The organism is Enterobacter sp. BNK-34 (genome assembly GCF_048684445.1).
GTDB lineage: Bacteria > Pseudomonadota > Gammaproteobacteria > Enterobacterales > Enterobacteriaceae > Enterobacter > Enterobacter pseudoroggenkampii.
In genome coordinates, this window is sequence record NZ_JBLQUA010000001.1 from 3,938,507 (window position 1) to 3,955,458 (window position 16,952).

General features: G+C 51.4%; 14 protein-coding genes and 2 tRNA genes. 6 read left to right on the forward strand and 10 right to left on the reverse strand.

Going from position 1 to position 16,952, the window contains the following annotated elements; genetic code table 11:
- From oppF to ACMGG5_RS19330, 6 genes are all read right to left on the reverse strand, one after another.
- Positions 1 to 1,005, reverse strand: coding sequence for a murein tripeptide/oligopeptide ABC transporter ATP-binding protein OppF (oppF, locus tag ACMGG5_RS19305; protein WP_048990744.1), 1,005 nt, complete (start codon positions 1,003 to 1,005; stop codon positions 1 to 3).
- Complete coding sequence (locus ACMGG5_RS19310) at positions 1,002 to 2,015, reverse strand: ABC transporter ATP-binding protein (RefSeq protein WP_045404931.1); 1,014 nt, start codon at positions 2,013 to 2,015, stop codon at positions 1,002 to 1,004. The genes oppF and ACMGG5_RS19310 overlap by 4 nt, the downstream gene beginning before the upstream one ends.
- Positions 2,016 to 2,026: 11 nt before the next feature.
- Entirely contained in the window at positions 2,027 to 2,935 is a 909-nt protein-coding gene (gene oppC / locus ACMGG5_RS19315) for an oligopeptide ABC transporter permease OppC (protein WP_023312096.1), read from the reverse strand.
- Between the two features lie 12 nt (positions 2,936 to 2,947).
- The gene (gene oppB, locus ACMGG5_RS19320) at positions 2,948 to 3,868 is read right to left on the reverse strand and encodes an oligopeptide ABC transporter permease OppB (protein ID WP_008502786.1); all 921 of its coding nucleotides are present in this window, start codon (positions 3,866 to 3,868) and stop codon (positions 2,948 to 2,950) included.
- Between the two features lie 84 nt (positions 3,869 to 3,952).
- Positions 3,953 to 5,584 (reverse strand): oligopeptide ABC transporter substrate-binding protein OppA, encoded by a 1,632-nt coding sequence (gene oppA / locus ACMGG5_RS19325; protein WP_025756555.1) that lies wholly within the window; start codon positions 5,582 to 5,584, stop codon positions 3,953 to 3,955.
- Between the two features lie 769 nt (positions 5,585 to 6,353).
- Complete coding sequence (locus tag ACMGG5_RS19330; RefSeq protein WP_021240330.1) at positions 6,354 to 7,001, reverse strand: YchE family NAAT transporter; 648 nt, start codon at positions 6,999 to 7,001, stop codon at positions 6,354 to 6,356.
- A 477-nt stretch (positions 7,002 to 7,478) separates the two neighbouring features.
- Between ACMGG5_RS19330 and adhE the strand changes: the two genes are divergently transcribed.
- Positions 7,479 to 10,157: a bifunctional acetaldehyde-CoA/alcohol dehydrogenase gene (gene adhE / locus ACMGG5_RS19335; RefSeq protein WP_420278374.1), complete on the forward strand. Its 2,679-nt coding sequence runs from the start codon at positions 7,479 to 7,481 to the stop codon at positions 10,155 to 10,157.
- Between the two features lie 65 nt (positions 10,158 to 10,222).
- Here adhE and tdk read toward each other — a convergent pair whose 3' ends face one another.
- Positions 10,223 to 10,837, reverse strand: coding sequence for a thymidine kinase (tdk, locus tag ACMGG5_RS19340; RefSeq protein ID WP_024907093.1), 615 nt, complete (start codon positions 10,835 to 10,837; stop codon positions 10,223 to 10,225).
- Between the two features lie 550 nt (positions 10,838 to 11,387).
- Here tdk and hns point away from each other — a divergent pair.
- Positions 11,388 to 11,801, forward strand: coding sequence for a histone-like nucleoid-structuring protein H-NS (gene hns / locus ACMGG5_RS19345; protein WP_008502781.1), 414 nt, complete (start codon positions 11,388 to 11,390; stop codon positions 11,799 to 11,801).
- Between the two features lie 202 nt (positions 11,802 to 12,003).
- Here hns and galU read toward each other — a convergent pair whose 3' ends face one another.
- From galU to rssA, 3 genes are all read right to left on the reverse strand, one after another.
- Positions 12,004 to 12,912 (reverse strand): UTP--glucose-1-phosphate uridylyltransferase GalU, encoded by a 909-nt coding sequence (galU, locus tag ACMGG5_RS19350; RefSeq protein WP_008502780.1) that lies wholly within the window; start codon positions 12,910 to 12,912, stop codon positions 12,004 to 12,006.
- Between the two features lie 200 nt (positions 12,913 to 13,112).
- On the reverse strand, positions 13,113 to 14,126 hold the full coding sequence (rssB, locus tag ACMGG5_RS19355; RefSeq protein WP_032647605.1) for a two-component system response regulator RssB: 1,014 nt from the start codon (positions 14,124 to 14,126) through the stop codon (positions 13,113 to 13,115).
- A gap of 91 nt (positions 14,127 to 14,217) precedes the next feature.
- Positions 14,218 to 15,120 (reverse strand): patatin-like phospholipase RssA, encoded by a 903-nt coding sequence (gene rssA, locus ACMGG5_RS19360; RefSeq protein ID WP_032647607.1) that lies wholly within the window; start codon positions 15,118 to 15,120, stop codon positions 14,218 to 14,220.
- A 114-nt stretch (positions 15,121 to 15,234) separates the two neighbouring features.
- Between rssA and ACMGG5_RS19365 the strand changes: the two genes are divergently transcribed.
- The 4 genes from ACMGG5_RS19365 to ACMGG5_RS19380 all read left to right on the forward strand — a co-directional run bounded on the left by ACMGG5_RS19365 (position 15,235) and on the right by ACMGG5_RS19380 (position 16,945).
- On the forward strand, positions 15,235 to 15,693 hold the full coding sequence (locus tag ACMGG5_RS19365) for a YchJ family protein (protein ID WP_370883557.1): 459 nt from the start codon (positions 15,235 to 15,237) through the stop codon (positions 15,691 to 15,693).
- 46 nt (positions 15,694 to 15,739) lie between these two features.
- On the forward strand, positions 15,740 to 16,582 hold the full coding sequence (purU, locus tag ACMGG5_RS19370; protein WP_023312104.1) for a formyltetrahydrofolate deformylase: 843 nt from the start codon (positions 15,740 to 15,742) through the stop codon (positions 16,580 to 16,582).
- A 158-nt stretch (positions 16,583 to 16,740) separates the two neighbouring features.
- Positions 16,741 to 16,825: transfer RNA gene (locus tag ACMGG5_RS19375), tRNA-Tyr, on the forward strand.
- A gap of 35 nt (positions 16,826 to 16,860) precedes the next feature.
- Positions 16,861 to 16,945, forward strand: a tRNA-Tyr gene (locus ACMGG5_RS19380).
- Positions 16,946 to 16,952 lie beyond the last annotated feature (7 nt).

Sequence of the window (16,952 nt, forward strand, 5' to 3'; positions counted from 1 at the left end):
TTATAACGGGTCTACTTTCAGGCAGGAAACCGCATGTCGGAAACTGCCTTCCAGAACCGGTCGCGTTTTCGCACATTCCGGTCCGGCCATTGGGCAGCGCGTGCGGAAGACGCAGCCCGACGGCGGGTTAATCGGTGAAGGCAATTCCCCTTCCAGCAGCTGGATGGTCTTATTCTTTTCCAGATCGGGATCGGGGATCGGCACTGCCGACATCAGCGCTTTGGTGTACGGGTGCAGCGGATTGTGGTACACCTCGTCATAGGTGCCCAGCTCCACGGCGTGCCCCAGATACATCACCAGCACGCGGTCAGAGATGTGTTTCACCACGGCCAGGTCATGCGCGATGAAGATCAGCGACAGCCCCATTTCGCGCTGCAGCTTCTGCAGCAGGTTAACCACCTGCGCCTGAATGGAGACGTCGAGCGCGGAAACCGGCTCATCGCAGATAATCAGCTTCGGTTCGAGGATCAGGGCGCGCGCAATACCAATACGCTGACACTGACCGCCTGAGAACTCGTGCGGATAGCGGTTGATGAGGTTAGGCAACAGCCCGACTTTCAGCATCATCGCCTTAACGCGATCGCGCACTTCCTGACGGGACATCTTCGGATGATAGGTCCGCAGCGGCTCGGCAATAATCTCACCGATGGTCATACGCGGGTTTAACGACGCCAGCGGATCCTGGAAGATCATCTGGATATCGCTGCGCACCTCGCGCCACTCGTCGGGTTTCATGCCCAGCAGATCTTTACCCAGCCAGGCCACTTTGCCGTCGGTGGCTTTCACCAGACCGATAATGGCGCGCGCAAAGGTCGATTTGCCGCAACCGGACTCGCCCACCACGCCCAGGGTTTCCCCTTCATACAGGCGCAGCGTGACGCCGTCCACCGCTTTCAGGGTCTTCGACGGCTGCCAGAACCACTGTTTGCCGTCTTTGATGTCGAAATGCACCTTAAGGTCAGCAATCTCGAGCAGCACATTGCGTTTTTCATCTAATGCGTTCATACCAGCTCCTCCTGCGGCTTAAAGCAGGCGCGCAGACGGCCTGGTGCAAACTCTTCCAGCGGCGGTGCGCTGTTGCAGATTTCCATCGCGTGCGGACAGCGCGGCTGGAACGGACAGCCTTTCGGCAGGCGCAGCAGGTTTGGCGGGTTGCCCGGAATGGTGAGCAGGGATTCCCCTTCCGCATCGAGGCGCGGTACCGCGTTCAGCAGGCCAATCGAGTAAGGATGAGCAGGCTGATAGAACACGTCACGCGCTTTGCCGTATTCCATGGTACGACCGGCATACATCACCAGCACTTTGTCACAGATGCCCGCCACCACGCCCAGGTCGTGGGTGATCATGATAATCGCCGTGTTGAACTCACGCTTCAGCTCGTTCAGCAGGGTCATGATTTGTGCCTGAACGGTAACGTCCAGCGCGGTGGTCGGTTCGTCGGCAATCAGCAGTTTTGGTCGGCACAGCAGCGCCATCGCAATCATCACGCGCTGGCGCATACCGCCAGAGAACTCGTGTGGGAACATACGCATGCGCTTGCGCGCTTCCGGCATTTTCACCGCATCGAGCATTTTGACCGACTCTTCGAAGGCTTCCGCTTTACCCAGGCCTTTGTGCAGCATCAGAACTTCCATCAGCTGCTCGCCGACGCGCATGTACGGGTTCAGCGAGGTCATCGGATCCTGGAAAATCATCGAGATCTGCTCGGCGCGCAGCTTGTTCAACTCGTGCTCCGGCAGGTTGAGGATTTCGCGACCGTTGAATTTCGCGGAACCGCCAATCACACCGTTAGCGGCCAGCAGGCCCATTAGCGCAAAGGCGGTCTGGGATTTCCCGGATCCGGATTCACCCACGATGCCGAGCGTTTCGCCCGCTCGCAGGTTGAAGTTGAGATCGTTCACGGCGGTCACATCACCGTCCGGGGTCTTAAAGGTGACGCGAAGATCTTTTACGTCCAGCAGAAGGTCGCTCCGCTGCTGCGCCTGTGGCGCGGTTGCCGTTTCAATGATTGTCATGACGGCGCTCCTTAACGGTCTTTCGGGTCGAGGGCATCACGCAGGCCATCGCCGATAAAGTTAAAACAAAACAGGGTAACGACCAGGAAACCCGCCGGGTATAACAGCAGCCACGGTGACACTTCCATTGAGTTTGCACCGTCACTCAGCAGCGCGCCCCAGCTGCTCAGCGGCTCTTGCGTACCCAGACCGAGGAAGCTCAGGAAAGATTCAAACAGGATCATGCTTGGCACCAGCAGTGAGGCATAGACCACCACCACGCCCAGCACGTTAGGAACGATATGGCGAACCACGATATTCCCGGTAGAGACACCGCCGACCTGCGCGGCTTCGATAAACTCTTTGCGTTTGAGGCTCAGGGTCTGGCCGCGGACAATACGCGCCATATCCAGCCAGGAAACCATCCCGATGGCCACGAAGATCAGCAAAATATTCTGACCGAAGAAGGTCACCAGCAGGATGACGAAGAACATAAACGGGAAGGAGTTCAGGATTTCCAGCAGACGCATCATTACCGAGTCTATTTTGCCGCCAAGGTAGCCGGACAGTGAGCCGTAGAGCGTACCCACGATCACCGCCACCAGCGCGGCAGCAATACCGACCATCAGCGAGATACGGCCACCGATAGCGACACGCACCAGCAGATCGCGTCCTGAGGAGTCCGTGCCAAAATAGTGGCCTGATTCCATATCCGGCGCGCTGGACATCATGCCCCAGTCGGTGTCGAAATAGGTAAATTGCGACAGCATCGGCGCCAGGGTCACAAACAGCGCGATGATCACCAGAACAACCAGACTGGCAACCGCCGCACGGTTGTGCATGAAGCGACGGCGCGCGTCCTGCCAGAGGCTACGACCTTCTACTTCCAGTTTTTCACTGAAGTTTTCCAGCGCCTCGCTGTTTTTCTTACTCAACATCATGGCGTGCTCCAGTTAGTAACGGATTTTCGGGTCGATGACGGCGTACAGCACATCGACGATTGCGTTAAAGAGAATGGTCAGCGCACCGACGAGAATGGTCAGGCTCAGTACCAGCGAATAGTCGCGGTTGAGCGCGCCGTTAACGAACAGCTGACCAATGCCCGGCAGGCCGTAGATTGTTTCGATAACCATCGAGCCGGTGATGATCCCGACGAATGCCGGTCCCATGTAGGAGAGCACGGGCAACAGCGCCGGTTTGAGCGCGTGGCGGAAGATAATCCGACGCATCGGCAGCCCTTTAGCGCGCGCGGTACGAATGAAGTTTGAGTGCAGCACTTCGATCATTGAACCACGGGTAATACGCGCGATACTGGCGATGTACGCCAGAGATAATGCCACCATTGGCAAAATCATGAACTTCAATGCCCCGCCGTTCCAGCCGCCACCCGGCAGCCACTTCAGCGTGATGGCAAATATCATCACCAGTAATGGCGCAACAACGAAGCTGGGTATCACTACCCCGGTCATTGCCACCCCCATTACGGCATAATCCCATTTGGTATTTTGTCTGAGCGCGGCGATAACGCCTGCGGTGACCCCGAAAACGATGGCCAGAATGAATGCCGCAGCCCCCAACTTAGCCGAAACCGGGAAGCTGGACGCCACAAGGTCGTTAACGGAATAGTCTTTATATTTAAATGACGGTCCAAAATCACCGTGAGCCAGCTGCTTCAGATAATTGAAGTACTGGGTGGAGATAGGATCGTTTAAGTGGTATTTCGCTTCGATATTCGCCATGACTTCTGGCGGCAGCGTACGCTCACCGGTAAATGGACTTCCCGGCGCAAGGCGCATCATGAAGAAGGAAATCGTGATGAGAATAAATAGCGTTGGAATCGCTTCAAGACAGCGACGTAGGATAAATTTCAACATTGCCCGTACCTTCTGGCGTGTGCCTATATTATGTGACGTTGGTTAGACACCGTGGGGCGAGCACGCCCGCCCCACTCATTGCCATTAATGCTTGATAATATACAAGTTTTTAACGTAGATATTATCCATCGGGTCTTTACCGGTATATCCACCTACCCACGGTTTCACCAGACGGGCGTTAACGTAGTAGTAAACCGGAACGATCGCGGAATCTTTATCCAGCTGCTGCTCGGCCTTAGAGTACAGTTCTGTACGCTGTGCTTCGTCAGTGGTTTTCAGCGTGTCGGCGATCAGCTTGTCGAACGCCGGGCTCTTATAGTGCGCGGTGTTGTTCGAGCTGTCGCTCAGCATGGTATTCAGGAAGGAGGTCGGTTCGTTATAGTCCGCACACCAGCCAGCACGCGCCACGTCAAAGGTGCCCTGATGACGGCTGTCGAGGAAGGTTTTCCACTCCTGGTTCTCCAGCTTCACGTTCGCGCCCAGGTTTTTCTTCCAGATCGAAGCGACAGCGATAGCCAGTTTTTTGTGCAGATCGGAGGTGTTGTACAACAGGCTGAAGGTCAGCGGCTTATCTGCGGTATAGCCCGCTTCGGCCAGCAGTTTCTTCGCTTCTGCGTTACGCTGTTCCTGCGTCTGTTTGAACCAGTCTGGCTCGGTCAGTTTTGCACCATCGGTGTATGGAGGGGTATAGCTGTATGCCGGCAGATCGCCCTGGTTTTTCACTTTGTTTACGATGATATCGCGATCCAGAGCCAGCTTCAGCGCGGTACGTACACGTACGTCGGTGAACGGTGCTTTCTGGTTGTTGATTTCATAGTAGTAGGTGCACAGGTACGGATCGACGTGAACTTCTTTAGGGATCTCTTTCTTCAGTTTCTGGAACAATTCAATCGGCATGTTGTTATAGGTCATGTCGATTTCACCGCTGCGGTAGCGGTTAACGTCAGTCACTTCGGACGAAATTGGCAGGTAGGTCACCTGATTAATGACGGTTTTCGCGTTGTCCCAGTATTGCGGGTTACGCTCAAGCACCATACGCTCGTTGACCACCCAGTCTTTCAGCTTATAGGCACCGTTGGTCACGATATTGGCAGGCTGCGTCCATTTTTCACCAAATTTTTCCACGGCGGATTTTGGTACCGGGGAGACGGACGGGTGAACCAGCAGCTTATAGAAGTACGGAACAGGTTCGCTCAACGTCACTTCAAAGGTATTCGCATCGATCGCTTTTACGCCCAGGTCGGTAACAGGTTTTTTGCCCGCGATGATGTCATCAATATTGGCGATGTGGCCATATTGCAGGTAGCTCGCATACGGAGAGGCGGTTGTTGGGTTCGCCAGACGCTGCCAGCTATAAACGAAATCTTCGGCCGTGACCGGCGTACCGTCGGACCATTTCGCATCTTTACGCAGATGGAAGGTCCAGACTTTGAAATCTTTGTTTTCCCATTTTTCGGCTACACCCGGCGCCGGGTGGCCGTCTACGTCTGTCACCAGCAGGCCTTCGAACAGGTCGCGGTTAACGTTAGACTCAGGAACACCTTCAATTTTGTGCGGGTCAAGAGACTGAACTTCCGCACCGTTGTTACGCACCAGCGTCTGTTTCTCAGCCAGTTGAACACCTGCAGGAACGTCCGCAGCCATTGCAGCGTTGCCCGCGATTAGCGCAGTTAAAATCCCCGCCGCTACCAGATTTTTTTTTGTGATGATGGACATTGTGTTGGTACTCCACTCATTATAATGACTGGCCTTCGCCAGCTGTGTAATCCCCTGTTGGGGCCTGTACAGCGCAGGAGTTTTTTTTGCTGCTGTCAGGTTCTTCTTTTACTGCTTGCTATCACCGACTTTGTTATTACTGACCGCTCGTATGGCCGTCTTGCGTCGATTCTTTACAGGCCACCCTGTTTGAGACCTGCGTTGGATATCTGAGAAGAGAATCATATGAAAATAATTCTCATCTGCTTGTTTTATGCTGCAAAATATTAGGCCGGAAAGTATCAAATGGCGTAAACGTGCGCCAATACATTTTGCAAATTTGTTAAGCAATTCTCTTTTACGGTGAGTACCGCATCGTTGAGGGCAGCCCTGCCGGACATCGAACATCAATTAAAAAACATGACATTCAACAAGATAGAGAAATTTTTCTCTACAAGCGCGTCGCTGCGCTATCATCGAGTGACTTTGTACAAAAATTTAACAACTGGTTATTATTTAGCACATTCATCTAGGGGAATGTTGAAATTACTAATATCATTTCGGTTATCTCTCAGCAAGCCCCAGAGTATCATGTGAGTAAAATAACAGAGCGATCGAAGATTTTCTGCGCAGGCGGGTTTGAGTAGAATTAATAACTTGTTGAAATATAAGCAATGAACATTATTAGTAGAATTTATTATGATATGTGAGCATTTCAACTTTAGTTATAGGATTTACTGATAATGACGTAAAAAAACGGAGCCGTGGCTCCGTTCTTTCATATGCAATATCAGTGCAGCAAACCGGGGAAAATGCTTTTAATACCCGTAACGATAAATTCAATCCCTAACGCCATCAGCAGCAGGCCCATGATACGCGTTATGACGTTAATGCCCGTCTGACCCAGCAAGCGCACCAGCCAGGGTGCCATGCGGAACACGCCCCAACAGCAGAGCGCGAAAATGGCAATAGCCACTGAAAAACCAATCAGGTGCATCAGGCTATGATAGCGCGTCCCCCAGACAATGGTTGAACTGATGGCACCAGGACCGGCCATCAGCGGTAAGGCCAGCGGCACTACGCCAATGCTTTCGCGGATAGCGGTTTCTGACTTCTCTTGTTTATTCTGCTTATCCTCGCCCAGCTTACCGCTGATCATGGACATGGCGATGGTCACCACCAGGATCCCACCCGCAATGCGGAAAGAGTCGATCGAAATCCCGAAGAGCTGGAGAATGGCGTCACCCAGAAAAAGAGAGGTGAGCAATATGATCGCCACTGACAGGTTAGCGGTCAGGTTGGTCTTGTTCCTGGCCGCCGCCGTCTGGTAACTCGTCATACTAATGAAGACAGGAATGATCCCCACCGGGTTGACCAGGGCAAACAAACCAATAAAAAATTTAAAGTACGTTGGAAAATCAAAGAGCGTTTGGATCACGTTTTGCTCCGCTTATACACATGCCCTGGACTGACAATTCGTCATGAGAAATCGCGCTGAAGATACCCTTTTTATTAGCATACTTCACTCGAAATCTGTGCCAAAACGTTATCATTTCAGGATGTTAAACATATGTATAATCAATGATAGCGCCGCTTCCAATACTTACGTAATTATTTAACACTGGAAAAATCAGCGCGAAATAACCCTGCTGAAAGGTATCAGCTTGGGGGAAAATTGACACAGATCATGATTTCCGTACTCAGAAGTGAGTAATCTTGGTTACACCCCCAGGGAGGTCACCTGACAAAAGGGATGATGCTAAGGTAAGGCTCTTTTAGTAAATTAGTGTGCTGATGCAGAAAGTAACTCTTTGTTTTACTTTGTGTTACGCAAGTCGTATCGGCTCTGTCTATACTGTGTGACGTATCGAGCGCTGGTTTACTAAAAGAGTTTAAACATTATCAGGAGAGCATTATGGCTGTTACTAATATCGCTGAACTGAACGCCCTCGTCGAGCGCGTTAAAAAAGCCCAGCGTGAATATGCCAATTTCACCCAAGAACAGGTTGATAAAATCTTCCGCGCGGCCGCACTGGCTGCTGCAGATGCTCGAATCCCTCTCGCTAAAATGGCCGTTGCCGAATCCGGCATGGGTATCGTGGAAGATAAAGTGATTAAAAACCACTTCGCTTCCGAGTATATCTATAACGCCTATAAAGATGAGAAAACCTGTGGCGTGCTGTCCGAAGACGACACCTTCGGTACTATCACCATCGCTGAACCTATCGGCATCATCTGCGGTATTGTTCCGACCACTAACCCAACGTCTACCGCTATCTTCAAATCGCTGATTAGCCTGAAGACCCGTAACGCAATCATCTTCTCTCCACACCCACGTGCGAAAGACGCGACCAACAAAGCTGCGGATATTGTCCTGCAGGCGGCGATCGCTGCTGGCGCACCAAAAGATCTGATCGGCTGGATCGACCAACCTTCCGTTGAGCTCTCCAACGCCCTGATGCATCACCCGGACATTAACCTGATCCTGGCGACCGGTGGTCCTGGCATGGTTAAAGCGGCATACAGCTCCGGTAAACCAGCCATCGGTGTGGGCGCCGGTAACACCCCTGTTGTTATCGACGAAACCGCTGACATCAAACGTGCCGTTGCGTCTGTACTGATGTCTAAAACCTTCGATAACGGCGTGATCTGTGCATCTGAACAGTCTGTTGTTGTTGTTGACTCCGTGTACGACGCCGTTCGCGAACGTTTCGCCAGCCACGGCGGCTACCTGCTGCAGGGCAAAGAGTTGAAAGCAGTTCAGGACATCATCCTGAAAAATGGCGCGCTGAACGCCGCTATCGTGGGTCAGCCAGCGTACAAAATTGCTGAACTCGCAGGCTTTACCGTTCCGGCAACAACTAAAATCCTGATCGGTGAAGTGAAAGTTGTCGACGAAAGCGAGCCGTTTGCACATGAAAAACTGTCTCCAACGCTTGCAATGTACCGTGCGAAAGATTTCGAAGACGCGGTTGAAAAAGCCGAGAAGCTGGTTGCCATGGGTGGTATCGGTCACACCTCTTGTCTGTACACTGACCAGGATAACCAGCCAGAGCGTGTTGCTCACTTCGGTCAGATGATGAAAACTGCCCGTATTCTGATTAACACCCCTGCTTCTCAGGGTGGTATCGGTGACCTGTACAACTTCAAACTCGCACCTTCCCTGACTCTGGGTTGTGGTTCCTGGGGTGGTAACTCCATCTCTGAAAACGTTGGTCCAAAACACCTGATCAACAAGAAAACCGTTGCTAAGCGAGCTGAAAACATGTTGTGGCACAAACTTCCGAAATCTATCTACTTCCGCCGTGGCTCACTGCCAATCGCGCTGGATGAAGTGATTACTGATGGCCACAAACGTGCGCTCATCGTGACTGACCGTTTCCTGTTTAACAACGGCTACGCTGACCAGATCACCTCTGTGCTGAAAGCGGCTGGCGTTGAAACTGAAGTGTTCTTTGAAGTTGAAGCTGACCCTACCCTGAGCGTTGTGCGTAAAGGTGCTGAGCTGGCTAACTCCTTCAAACCAGATGTGATTATCGCACTGGGTGGTGGTTCCCCAATGGACGCCGCGAAAATCATGTGGGTCATGTACGAACATCCTGAAACCCACTTCGAAGAACTGGCGCTGCGCTTTATGGACATCCGTAAACGTATCTACAAGTTCCCGAAAATGGGCGTAAAAGCGAAGATGATCGCGGTCACCACCACTTCCGGTACCGGTTCAGAAGTCACGCCATTCGCGGTAGTAACGGACGATGCGACAGGTCAGAAATACCCACTGGCTGACTATGCCCTGACCCCAGACATGGCTATCGTCGATGCGAACCTGGTCATGGATATGCCGAAGTCACTGTGTGCGTTCGGTGGTCTGGATGCGGTAACTCACGCCCTGGAAGCTTACGTTTCTGTACTGGCGTCTGAGTTCTCTGACGGTCAGGCTCTGCAGGCTCTGAAACTGCTGAAGGAAAACCTGCCAGCGTCCTATAACGAAGGGTCTAAAAACCCGGTAGCACGTGAACGCGTTCACAGTGCAGCAACCATCGCCGGTATCGCGTTTGCGAACGCCTTCCTGGGTGTTTGCCACTCTATGGCGCACAAGCTGGGTTCACAGTTCCACATTCCTCACGGTCTGGCGAACGCCCTGTTGATCAGCAACGTTATTCGTTATAACGCTAATGACAACCCAACCAAGCAGACTGCTTTCAGCCAGTACGACCGTCCGCAAGCACGTCGTCGTTATGCTGAAATCGCAGACCACCTTGGTCTGAGCGCACCGGGCGACCGTACTGCTGCGAAGATTGAAAAACTGCTGGCATGGCTGGAAAGTCTGAAAGCTGAGCTGGGTATTCCTAAATCTATCCGTGAAGCGGGCGTACATGAAGCTGACTTCCTCGCTCATGTAGATAAGCTGTCTGAAGATGCATTCGATGACCAGTGTACAGGTGCCAACCCGCGCTACCCACTGATCTCCGAGCTGAAACAGATTCTGCTGGATACTTTCTACGGTCGTGAGTTCAAAGAAGGTGACGTTGCCGCTGTGAAAACAGAAGTTCCGGTCATCAAAGCTGACAAGAAAGCGAAGAAAAGCGCTTAATTGACAGCAAATGAAAAACCCGCCTTTATGGCGGGTTTTTTTATGTCTGAATAACAAAGCTGACGTTATTTTCTGTTGTCGTGCTGAATCGCCGTCAGCGAGCCTACAGACAGCGCTTCTTTATAATGCTTACGACAGACCGATACATAGCGTTCATTACCGCCTATAACCACCTGCTCACCATCTGCATAAGGTTTTCCTGCCTGGTCGAGACGAAGCACCATACTGGCTTTGCGACCGCAGAAGCAGATCGTTTTTAATTCGACGAGTTTATCCGACCAGGCGAGCAAATACTGACTCCCGGCAAAGAGCTCACCGCGAAAATCCGTCCGCAGCCCATAGCACAGAACAGGGATATCAAGCTCATCAACCACCTCGGAAAGCGCGTGAACCTGTTCACGCGTCAGAAACTGGCTCTCATCGACCAGGACACAGTGAATAGGCCGCTCAGCATGTTCCGTGCGAATGTCCTCAAACAGATCGGTTTTCGGGTTAAACAGCCTGGCAGGTGACGAGAGTCCTATTCTGGAGCTCACCTTCCCTGCGCCAAAGCGATCGTCAATCTCAGCCGTATAAACAACGGTACGCATCCCGCGCTCCTGGTAATTGTACGAGGATTGTAGCAGCGCGGTGGATTTACCGGCATTCATCGCCGAATAGTAGAAATACAGTTGTGCCATTGGCCGTAAAACCCTAATCAATGTGTAATATTCCCGATGAGTCATTGTACCATATTTTGTCAGGTCATCAGCGATACAGCGCACAGAGGATGTAGTTCAGCGCGGCGTTCAGAACCTTCTGTTTTCGAAAATAATCCGTTAAAACATGAAGTAAACGCATGCAGCCAGGCCAATATGTTATATGTTAAGCCCAACATAACACTTGTTTTTATAGTGGAATCACCGTTCATTAAAATTCACCATTTATTAACTATTTCAGCCTTAACATCACGGGGGGGTACTAATACAAAAGGCTGATATTTATCCGCCGCAACTATAATTCCTGCGGTAAATGTCACAAAAAAAAGAGGCAATCAACCGGACAAAGCAGGTTGATGTGATAACAAGCGAGACTGTCGGGTGATGAAATTTAAGTTAGCGTAATTAATAATAGTGAGACGATTTAGTATTTTTTGAATTCCTTACATTCCTGGCTATTGCACATATGAATTTATGGCTCTATTATTAGGTCAACAAACCACCCCCCCATTATAAGTTTGAGATTACTACAATGAGCGAAGCACTTAAAATTCTGAACAACATCCGTACTCTTCGTGCGCAGGCAAGAGAATGCACCCTCGAAACGCTTGAAGAAATGCTGGAAAAATTAGAAGTTGTAGTTAATGAACGTCGCGAAGAAGAAAGCGCTGCTGCTGCTGAAATCGAAGAGCGTACTCGTAAACTGCAGCAATATCGTGAAATGCTGATTGCTGATGGTATCGATCCAAATGAATTGCTGAACAGCATGGCTGCGGCTAAAACCGGTACCAAAGCCAAGCGTGCTGCTCGTCCTGCTAAATATAGCTACGTTGACGAGAACGGCGAAACTAAAACCTGGACTGGCCAGGGTCGTACTCCTGCTGTTATCAAGAAAGCCATGGATGAGCAAGGTAAACAGCTGGATGACTTCCTGATCAAGGATTAATCACGGCACATTCAGAGAAATCCCGCATATTGCGGGATTTTTTTTAACCTAAATTTGTCCCAAACATCCTCTTACACTCTGTCATAAAGCATTATTTAACAACTTTATCGACTGTACTTTCAGACAGGTTTTCGGGAGTGGTACAGGCATAAAAAAACCGGTGGGCAGCGCCTCACCGGTTTCGAACATTTACAACCGTGGCTTATTTCTTAATACCTACGCTCTCTTTGAGCCAGGTTTTAAATTCTTCGCCAAGGGTATTGTGGCGGATACCATATTCAACAAACGCCTGCATATAACCGAGCTTATTACCGCAGTCATGGCTCTTACCTTTCATATGGTAGGCCTCAACGGTCTCTTTCTCGATCAGCATATCGATGGCATCCGTCAGCTGGATCTCATCACCCGCTCCTGGAGGCGTTTTAGCCAGCAGAGGCCAGATTTCAGCACTCAGGACATAGCGACCTACAACAGCAAGGTTTGAAGGGGCTACATCGGCTTTAGGCTTCTCTACGACGCCAACCATTGGCACACTTTCACCCGGCTCAAGGTTAACGCCTTTACAGTCAACCACACCGTATGCCGTTACGTCTTCAACAGGCTCAACCATAATCTGGCTGCTGCCGGTTTCGTCGAAACGTTTGATCATTTCAGCCAGGTTATCCTGAGAAAGATCGGATTCGTATTCGTCCAGAATAACGTCAGGCAGAATTACCGCTACAGGCTCATCACCCACAACAGGATGCGCGCACATAACAGCGTGACCCAGACCTTTAGCCAGCCCCTGACGAACCTGCATAATGGTGACGTGTGGAGGGCAAATAGACTGAACTTCTTCTAACAGCTGACGCTTAACACGCTTTTCCAGCATGGCTTCAAGTTCAAAGCTTGTATCGAAATGGTTTTCGATAGAGTTTTTAGATGAATGCGTAACCAGCACAATTTCAGTGATGCCGGCTGCAATGCATTCATTAACGACATACTGGATTAATGGCTTATCAACCAGAGGCAACATCTCTTTAGGAATCGCCTTAGTTGCTGGTAACATCCTGGTCCCCAATCCCGCTACCGGGATAACGGCCTTTCTGACTTTCGAATTTAGGGCAGCCATTCAAATTCTCCTGAGCTGTTCAAGTTTTGAACTTTTATGCAATAAATAACGCGTTGAGTATATCAGCCTCGCCCCGCAGTCCGGGTCTGAAAAGAACGCGTTGCCGATCAATTAGGATAAATACGCATGAAACCGGGCAGCGATAGTAGCACTCCCCGCAAAACACAGGTAAAGCAATCTTAAAATTACGATCCAATTGCTTATTCCGTGGACAACATTAAGCGTAGCCGTCCCCCGGCGCCCCAAATTTGGCACTGCCAGGAGGAACAGCGGTGGCTAATTTGATTAAGATACGCCGTTCCCAATGTCCCAAGCGGCACACCGTTACTCACCTGAATATGGTGTTCACCGGTATTCAGTGATGCATTGAGACCGGCTGAAACGAGGATCAGATTCTTTAAACCGCTGTGGTAATAGCCGACCAGCAGCGGGAACTGTCCTGGCAAATTGGCCTGACGAAAAAGCTGGTTTACCTGTTTGAGTAAACTGCCTAACTCCGGCAACCGTTGTCCCTGATGGGATAACTGTTCCTGCAACAAGCCATTAAATAGCGCACGAAGAAGTAACGCGGCTAATACACCGTTATCCCCCGCCCGGGTGACATCCAGAGAATAAAACGCAAGGTCGGAATCTGACAGTGGTGCAATATCCAGCACCAGTCCAGGCTGATCAGCGGCCACCAGCTGGCGATAATTTACACGGCAGTGTGAAATAGTTTGCTGGACGGGCGGCTGGAGTTCTTGCAACAGCTTCGCCGCAGCAGGCGGATTACTCACCAGAGCGTCCCAGTCCTGGAAAAGACGCTCCTCTTCCTCTACCCGGGAATTAAACATATTCGGATAAAGGCACGCTAAGACCGTTTCCCGCAATCTATGCAAATCCTTGACTGGTTTGAGCAGAATATCCTGTACCCCAAGACGTAATGCTTTGGCGATATCCGCCATGTTCTCGGTGGCAGAGATCACCAGAATCGGCGTCTGATTACCTTCGTTACGCAGATGTTCAACCAGCTTCAGTCCATTCATGCGCGGCATCGCAATGTCGCAAATCATCAAATCGGGCGTAATGCTAATCATTTTTTCCAGGGCGTCGATGCCATCTTCAGCCAGTGACGTCATTGCGCCCAGCGAGGATAACCACGAATCCAGTAGCGATCGGAAAACGGGCTCGTCTTCAACAATCAAAATGTGTTTTCCGGCCAATGGCTGCGTCATGGTTCCTCCCCTGGCTGACAGTAACTAAATAGTGGCATGCGATCGGCACTATCGCCTGTCAGATTTTGCTGAAGTAGTCAAAAAAAGGTGCTTAACGTGCGGTCTGCACAAAAGGCAACAATTCGTCCATTTTCTTTTCGACGGCTAACGAGCCCGCTGCGATGGCGGCCTCAGCCCGATGGAAATCAAGGGTAGAGATTTGCGGACAGTACGGCTGAATAAGAATATCCGGAGGATCGCCTGCCATACGGTTACGTTTAAGGCGGTTCTCAAGTACCTGAATTGACGTGGTCATGATTTCTATCGCCGTCGGTGCGGTAACCGAGCGACGTGCGGCCATACGCCCGATTCTTCCGCGCAGGCGTTCATGCCAGGCCAGTTTCTCGCCCTCAACATCTTCGCTCTGGAGATTGACCGGCATGAGATCCTGCTGCATCAGGTGGGCGTCGTGCTGCAGGTCGACGGCAATCACGATATCCGCCCCCATTGCGCGCGTCAGAGAGATGGGAACCGGGTTAACGACGCCACCGTCGACAAGCCAGTAACCGTTGTGTGGGACAGGCGCCATGAGCCCCGGCATACTGCAGGAGGCACGCACGGCAAGATGGATATCCCCTTCGGTGAGCCAGAGCTCGCGTCCTGTACTGAGGTTCGTCGCGACGGCGCCGAAAGGCATCTGACAATCGGTGAAGTCTTCGAGAGGCATAACCTGGCGGAACTGGTTAAACACGCGCTCGCCGCGCAGCAGCCCACCACGCTGCCAGGAGAGGTCCATCAGACGCAGCACGTCCCAGTAGCTGAAGGAGCGCACCCACGTCTCGAGTTCAGGAAGCTTCCCGCACGCGTAAGCGGAGCCGACAAGCGATCCTATTGAACACCCTGCGACAATATCAATGTCAATGCCCATCTTGTTTAAGGCATTAATTACGCCGATGTGTGACCACCCCCGGGCTGCACCTGAGCCCAGCGCCAGTCCAATTTTAACCTTTCTCATTAGCCCTGTTTTACTTCCCCTGGATTCCTGACATAGCGTCAACGCAACAGCTCAGTTAACATAGTGCTACCCGAAGCGTTTAACGCCTTTATTTTTTGTTCCAGGAAGAGAATCGTGTCTCAACTCTGCCCCTGTGGTAGCGCTCTGGAGTATAGCCTATGTTGCCAGCGATATCTGTCTGACGATCAGGTTGCACCAGACCCGTCACACCTCATGCGTTCACGGTACACTGCTTTTGTGATCAAGGACGCAGACTACCTGATTAAAACCTGGCATCCATCCTGCCGCGCAGCCGATTTCAAACAGGACATCGAAGCCGGGTTCGCGAACACGCAGTGGCTCGGCCTTACCGTCTATGAATCCGCAACAGGCAGTCATGTTGACGAAGGTTACGTCAGCTTTGTTGCCCGTTTTAGCGAGAATAATAAACCGGGTGCCATTATCGAGCGTTCCCGGTTCTTAAAGGAAAGCGGGCAATGGTATTATATTGACGGAACGCGCCCACAGTTTGGTCGTAACGATCCCTGCCCGTGTGGTTCAGGTAAAAAATTTAAAAAGTGTTGCGGGCAGTAATGCCTGACAACCCAGACTTCGCAAATACAAACAGGATTTCCCGGCGATGCAATCATTACAACGTAAAGTTCTGCGCACCATCTGTCCCGATCAAAAAGGACTGATCGCACGAATTACCAACATTTGCTACAAGCATGAACTGAATATCGTGCAGAACAACGAGTTCGTTGACCACCGTACCGGTCGCTTCTTTATGCGTACCGAGCTGGAAGGTATTTTCAACGACACCACCCTGCTTGCCGATCTGGACAGCGCGCTTCCGGAAGGTTCCGTGCGCGAACTGACCCCAGCGGGTCGACGCCGCATCGTGATCCTGGTGACCAAAGAAGCACATTGTCTGGGCGACCTGCTGATGAAAGCCAACTACGGCGGTCTGGACGTTGAAATTGCTGCCGTTATTGGTAACCATGAGACGCTGCGCACGCTGGTCGAGCGTTTTGATATTCCGTTCGAGCTGGTGAGCCACGAAGGCCATACCCGTGAAGAACACGACGATCTGATGGCACAGGCCATTGAAGCGCATAACCCGGACTACGTGGTGCTGGCAAAATACATGCGCGTGTTAACGCCATCCTTCGTAGCGCGTTTCCCGAACAAGATCATCAACATTCACCACTCGTTCCTGCCAGCCTTTATTGGTGCGCGTCCTTACCACCAGGCGTACGAGCGCGGCGTGAAGATCATCGGTGCGACCGCGCACTACGTGAATGACAACCTGGATGAAGGTCCAATCATCATGCAGGACGTCATTCATGTGGATCACACTTACACTGCTGAGGACATGATGCGTGCGGGTCGTGACGTTGAGAAGAATGTGTTGAGTCGTGCGCTGTATCAGGTGCTGGCGCAGCGGGTCTTCGTGTACGGCAACAGGACCATCATTCTTTAATCTTTCGGAAAATGAATTGATTAGCTTTGCGCCTTTACGGATAAAAAGCAGGCAAACGACTTCATTTCCCTAAAGGAATGCTTTACAGGGGCGTCTCATTTGATATGATGCGCCCCGCTTCCAGCAGGAAGCAGGCCAGTAAAAAAGCATTACCCCGTGGTGGGGTTCCCGAGCGGCCAAAGGGAGCAGACTGTAAATCTGCCGTCATCGACTTCGAAGGTTCGAATCCTTCCCCCACCACCATCTCTCAGCACGACCTCAAAATTTGAATTACCCCTGGTGGGGTTCCCGAGCGGCCAAAGGGAGCAGACTGTAAATCTGCCGTCATCGACTTCGAAGGTTCGAATCCTTCCCCCACCACCATCACTTC

Excerpts from the sequence above, each read along its gene's own strand:
- oppF (WP_048990744.1), bottom strand. The coding sequence starts at position 1,005 with ATGAACGCATTAGATGAAAAACGCAATGTGCTGCTCGAGATTGCTGAC.
- ACMGG5_RS19310 (WP_045404931.1), bottom strand. The coding sequence starts at position 2,015 with ATGACAATCATTGAAACGGCAACCGCGCCACAGGCGCAGCAGCGGAGC.
- oppC (WP_023312096.1), bottom strand. The coding sequence starts at position 2,935 with ATGATGTTGAGTAAGAAAAACAGCGAGGCGCTGGAAAACTTCAGTGAA.
- oppB (WP_008502786.1), bottom strand. The coding sequence starts at position 3,868 with ATGTTGAAATTTATCCTACGTCGCTGTCTTGAAGCGATTCCAACGCTA.
- oppA (WP_025756555.1), bottom strand. The coding sequence starts at position 5,584 with ATGTCCATCATCACAAAAAAAAATCTGGTAGCGGCGGGGATTTTAACT.
- adhE (WP_420278374.1), top strand. The coding sequence starts at position 7,479 with ATGGCTGTTACTAATATCGCTGAACTGAACGCCCTCGTCGAGCGCGTT.
- tdk (WP_024907093.1), bottom strand. The coding sequence starts at position 10,837 with ATGGCACAACTGTATTTCTACTATTCGGCGATGAATGCCGGTAAATCC.
- hns (WP_008502781.1), top strand. The coding sequence starts at position 11,388 with ATGAGCGAAGCACTTAAAATTCTGAACAACATCCGTACTCTTCGTGCG.
- galU (WP_008502780.1), bottom strand. The coding sequence starts at position 12,912 with ATGGCTGCCCTAAATTCGAAAGTCAGAAAGGCCGTTATCCCGGTAGCG.
- rssB (WP_032647605.1), bottom strand. The coding sequence starts at position 14,126 with ATGACGCAGCCATTGGCCGGAAAACACATTTTGATTGTTGAAGACGAG.
- rssA (WP_032647607.1), bottom strand. The coding sequence starts at position 15,120 with ATGAGAAAGGTTAAAATTGGACTGGCGCTGGGCTCAGGTGCAGCCCGG.
- purU (WP_023312104.1), top strand. The coding sequence starts at position 15,740 with ATGCAATCATTACAACGTAAAGTTCTGCGCACCATCTGTCCCGATCAA.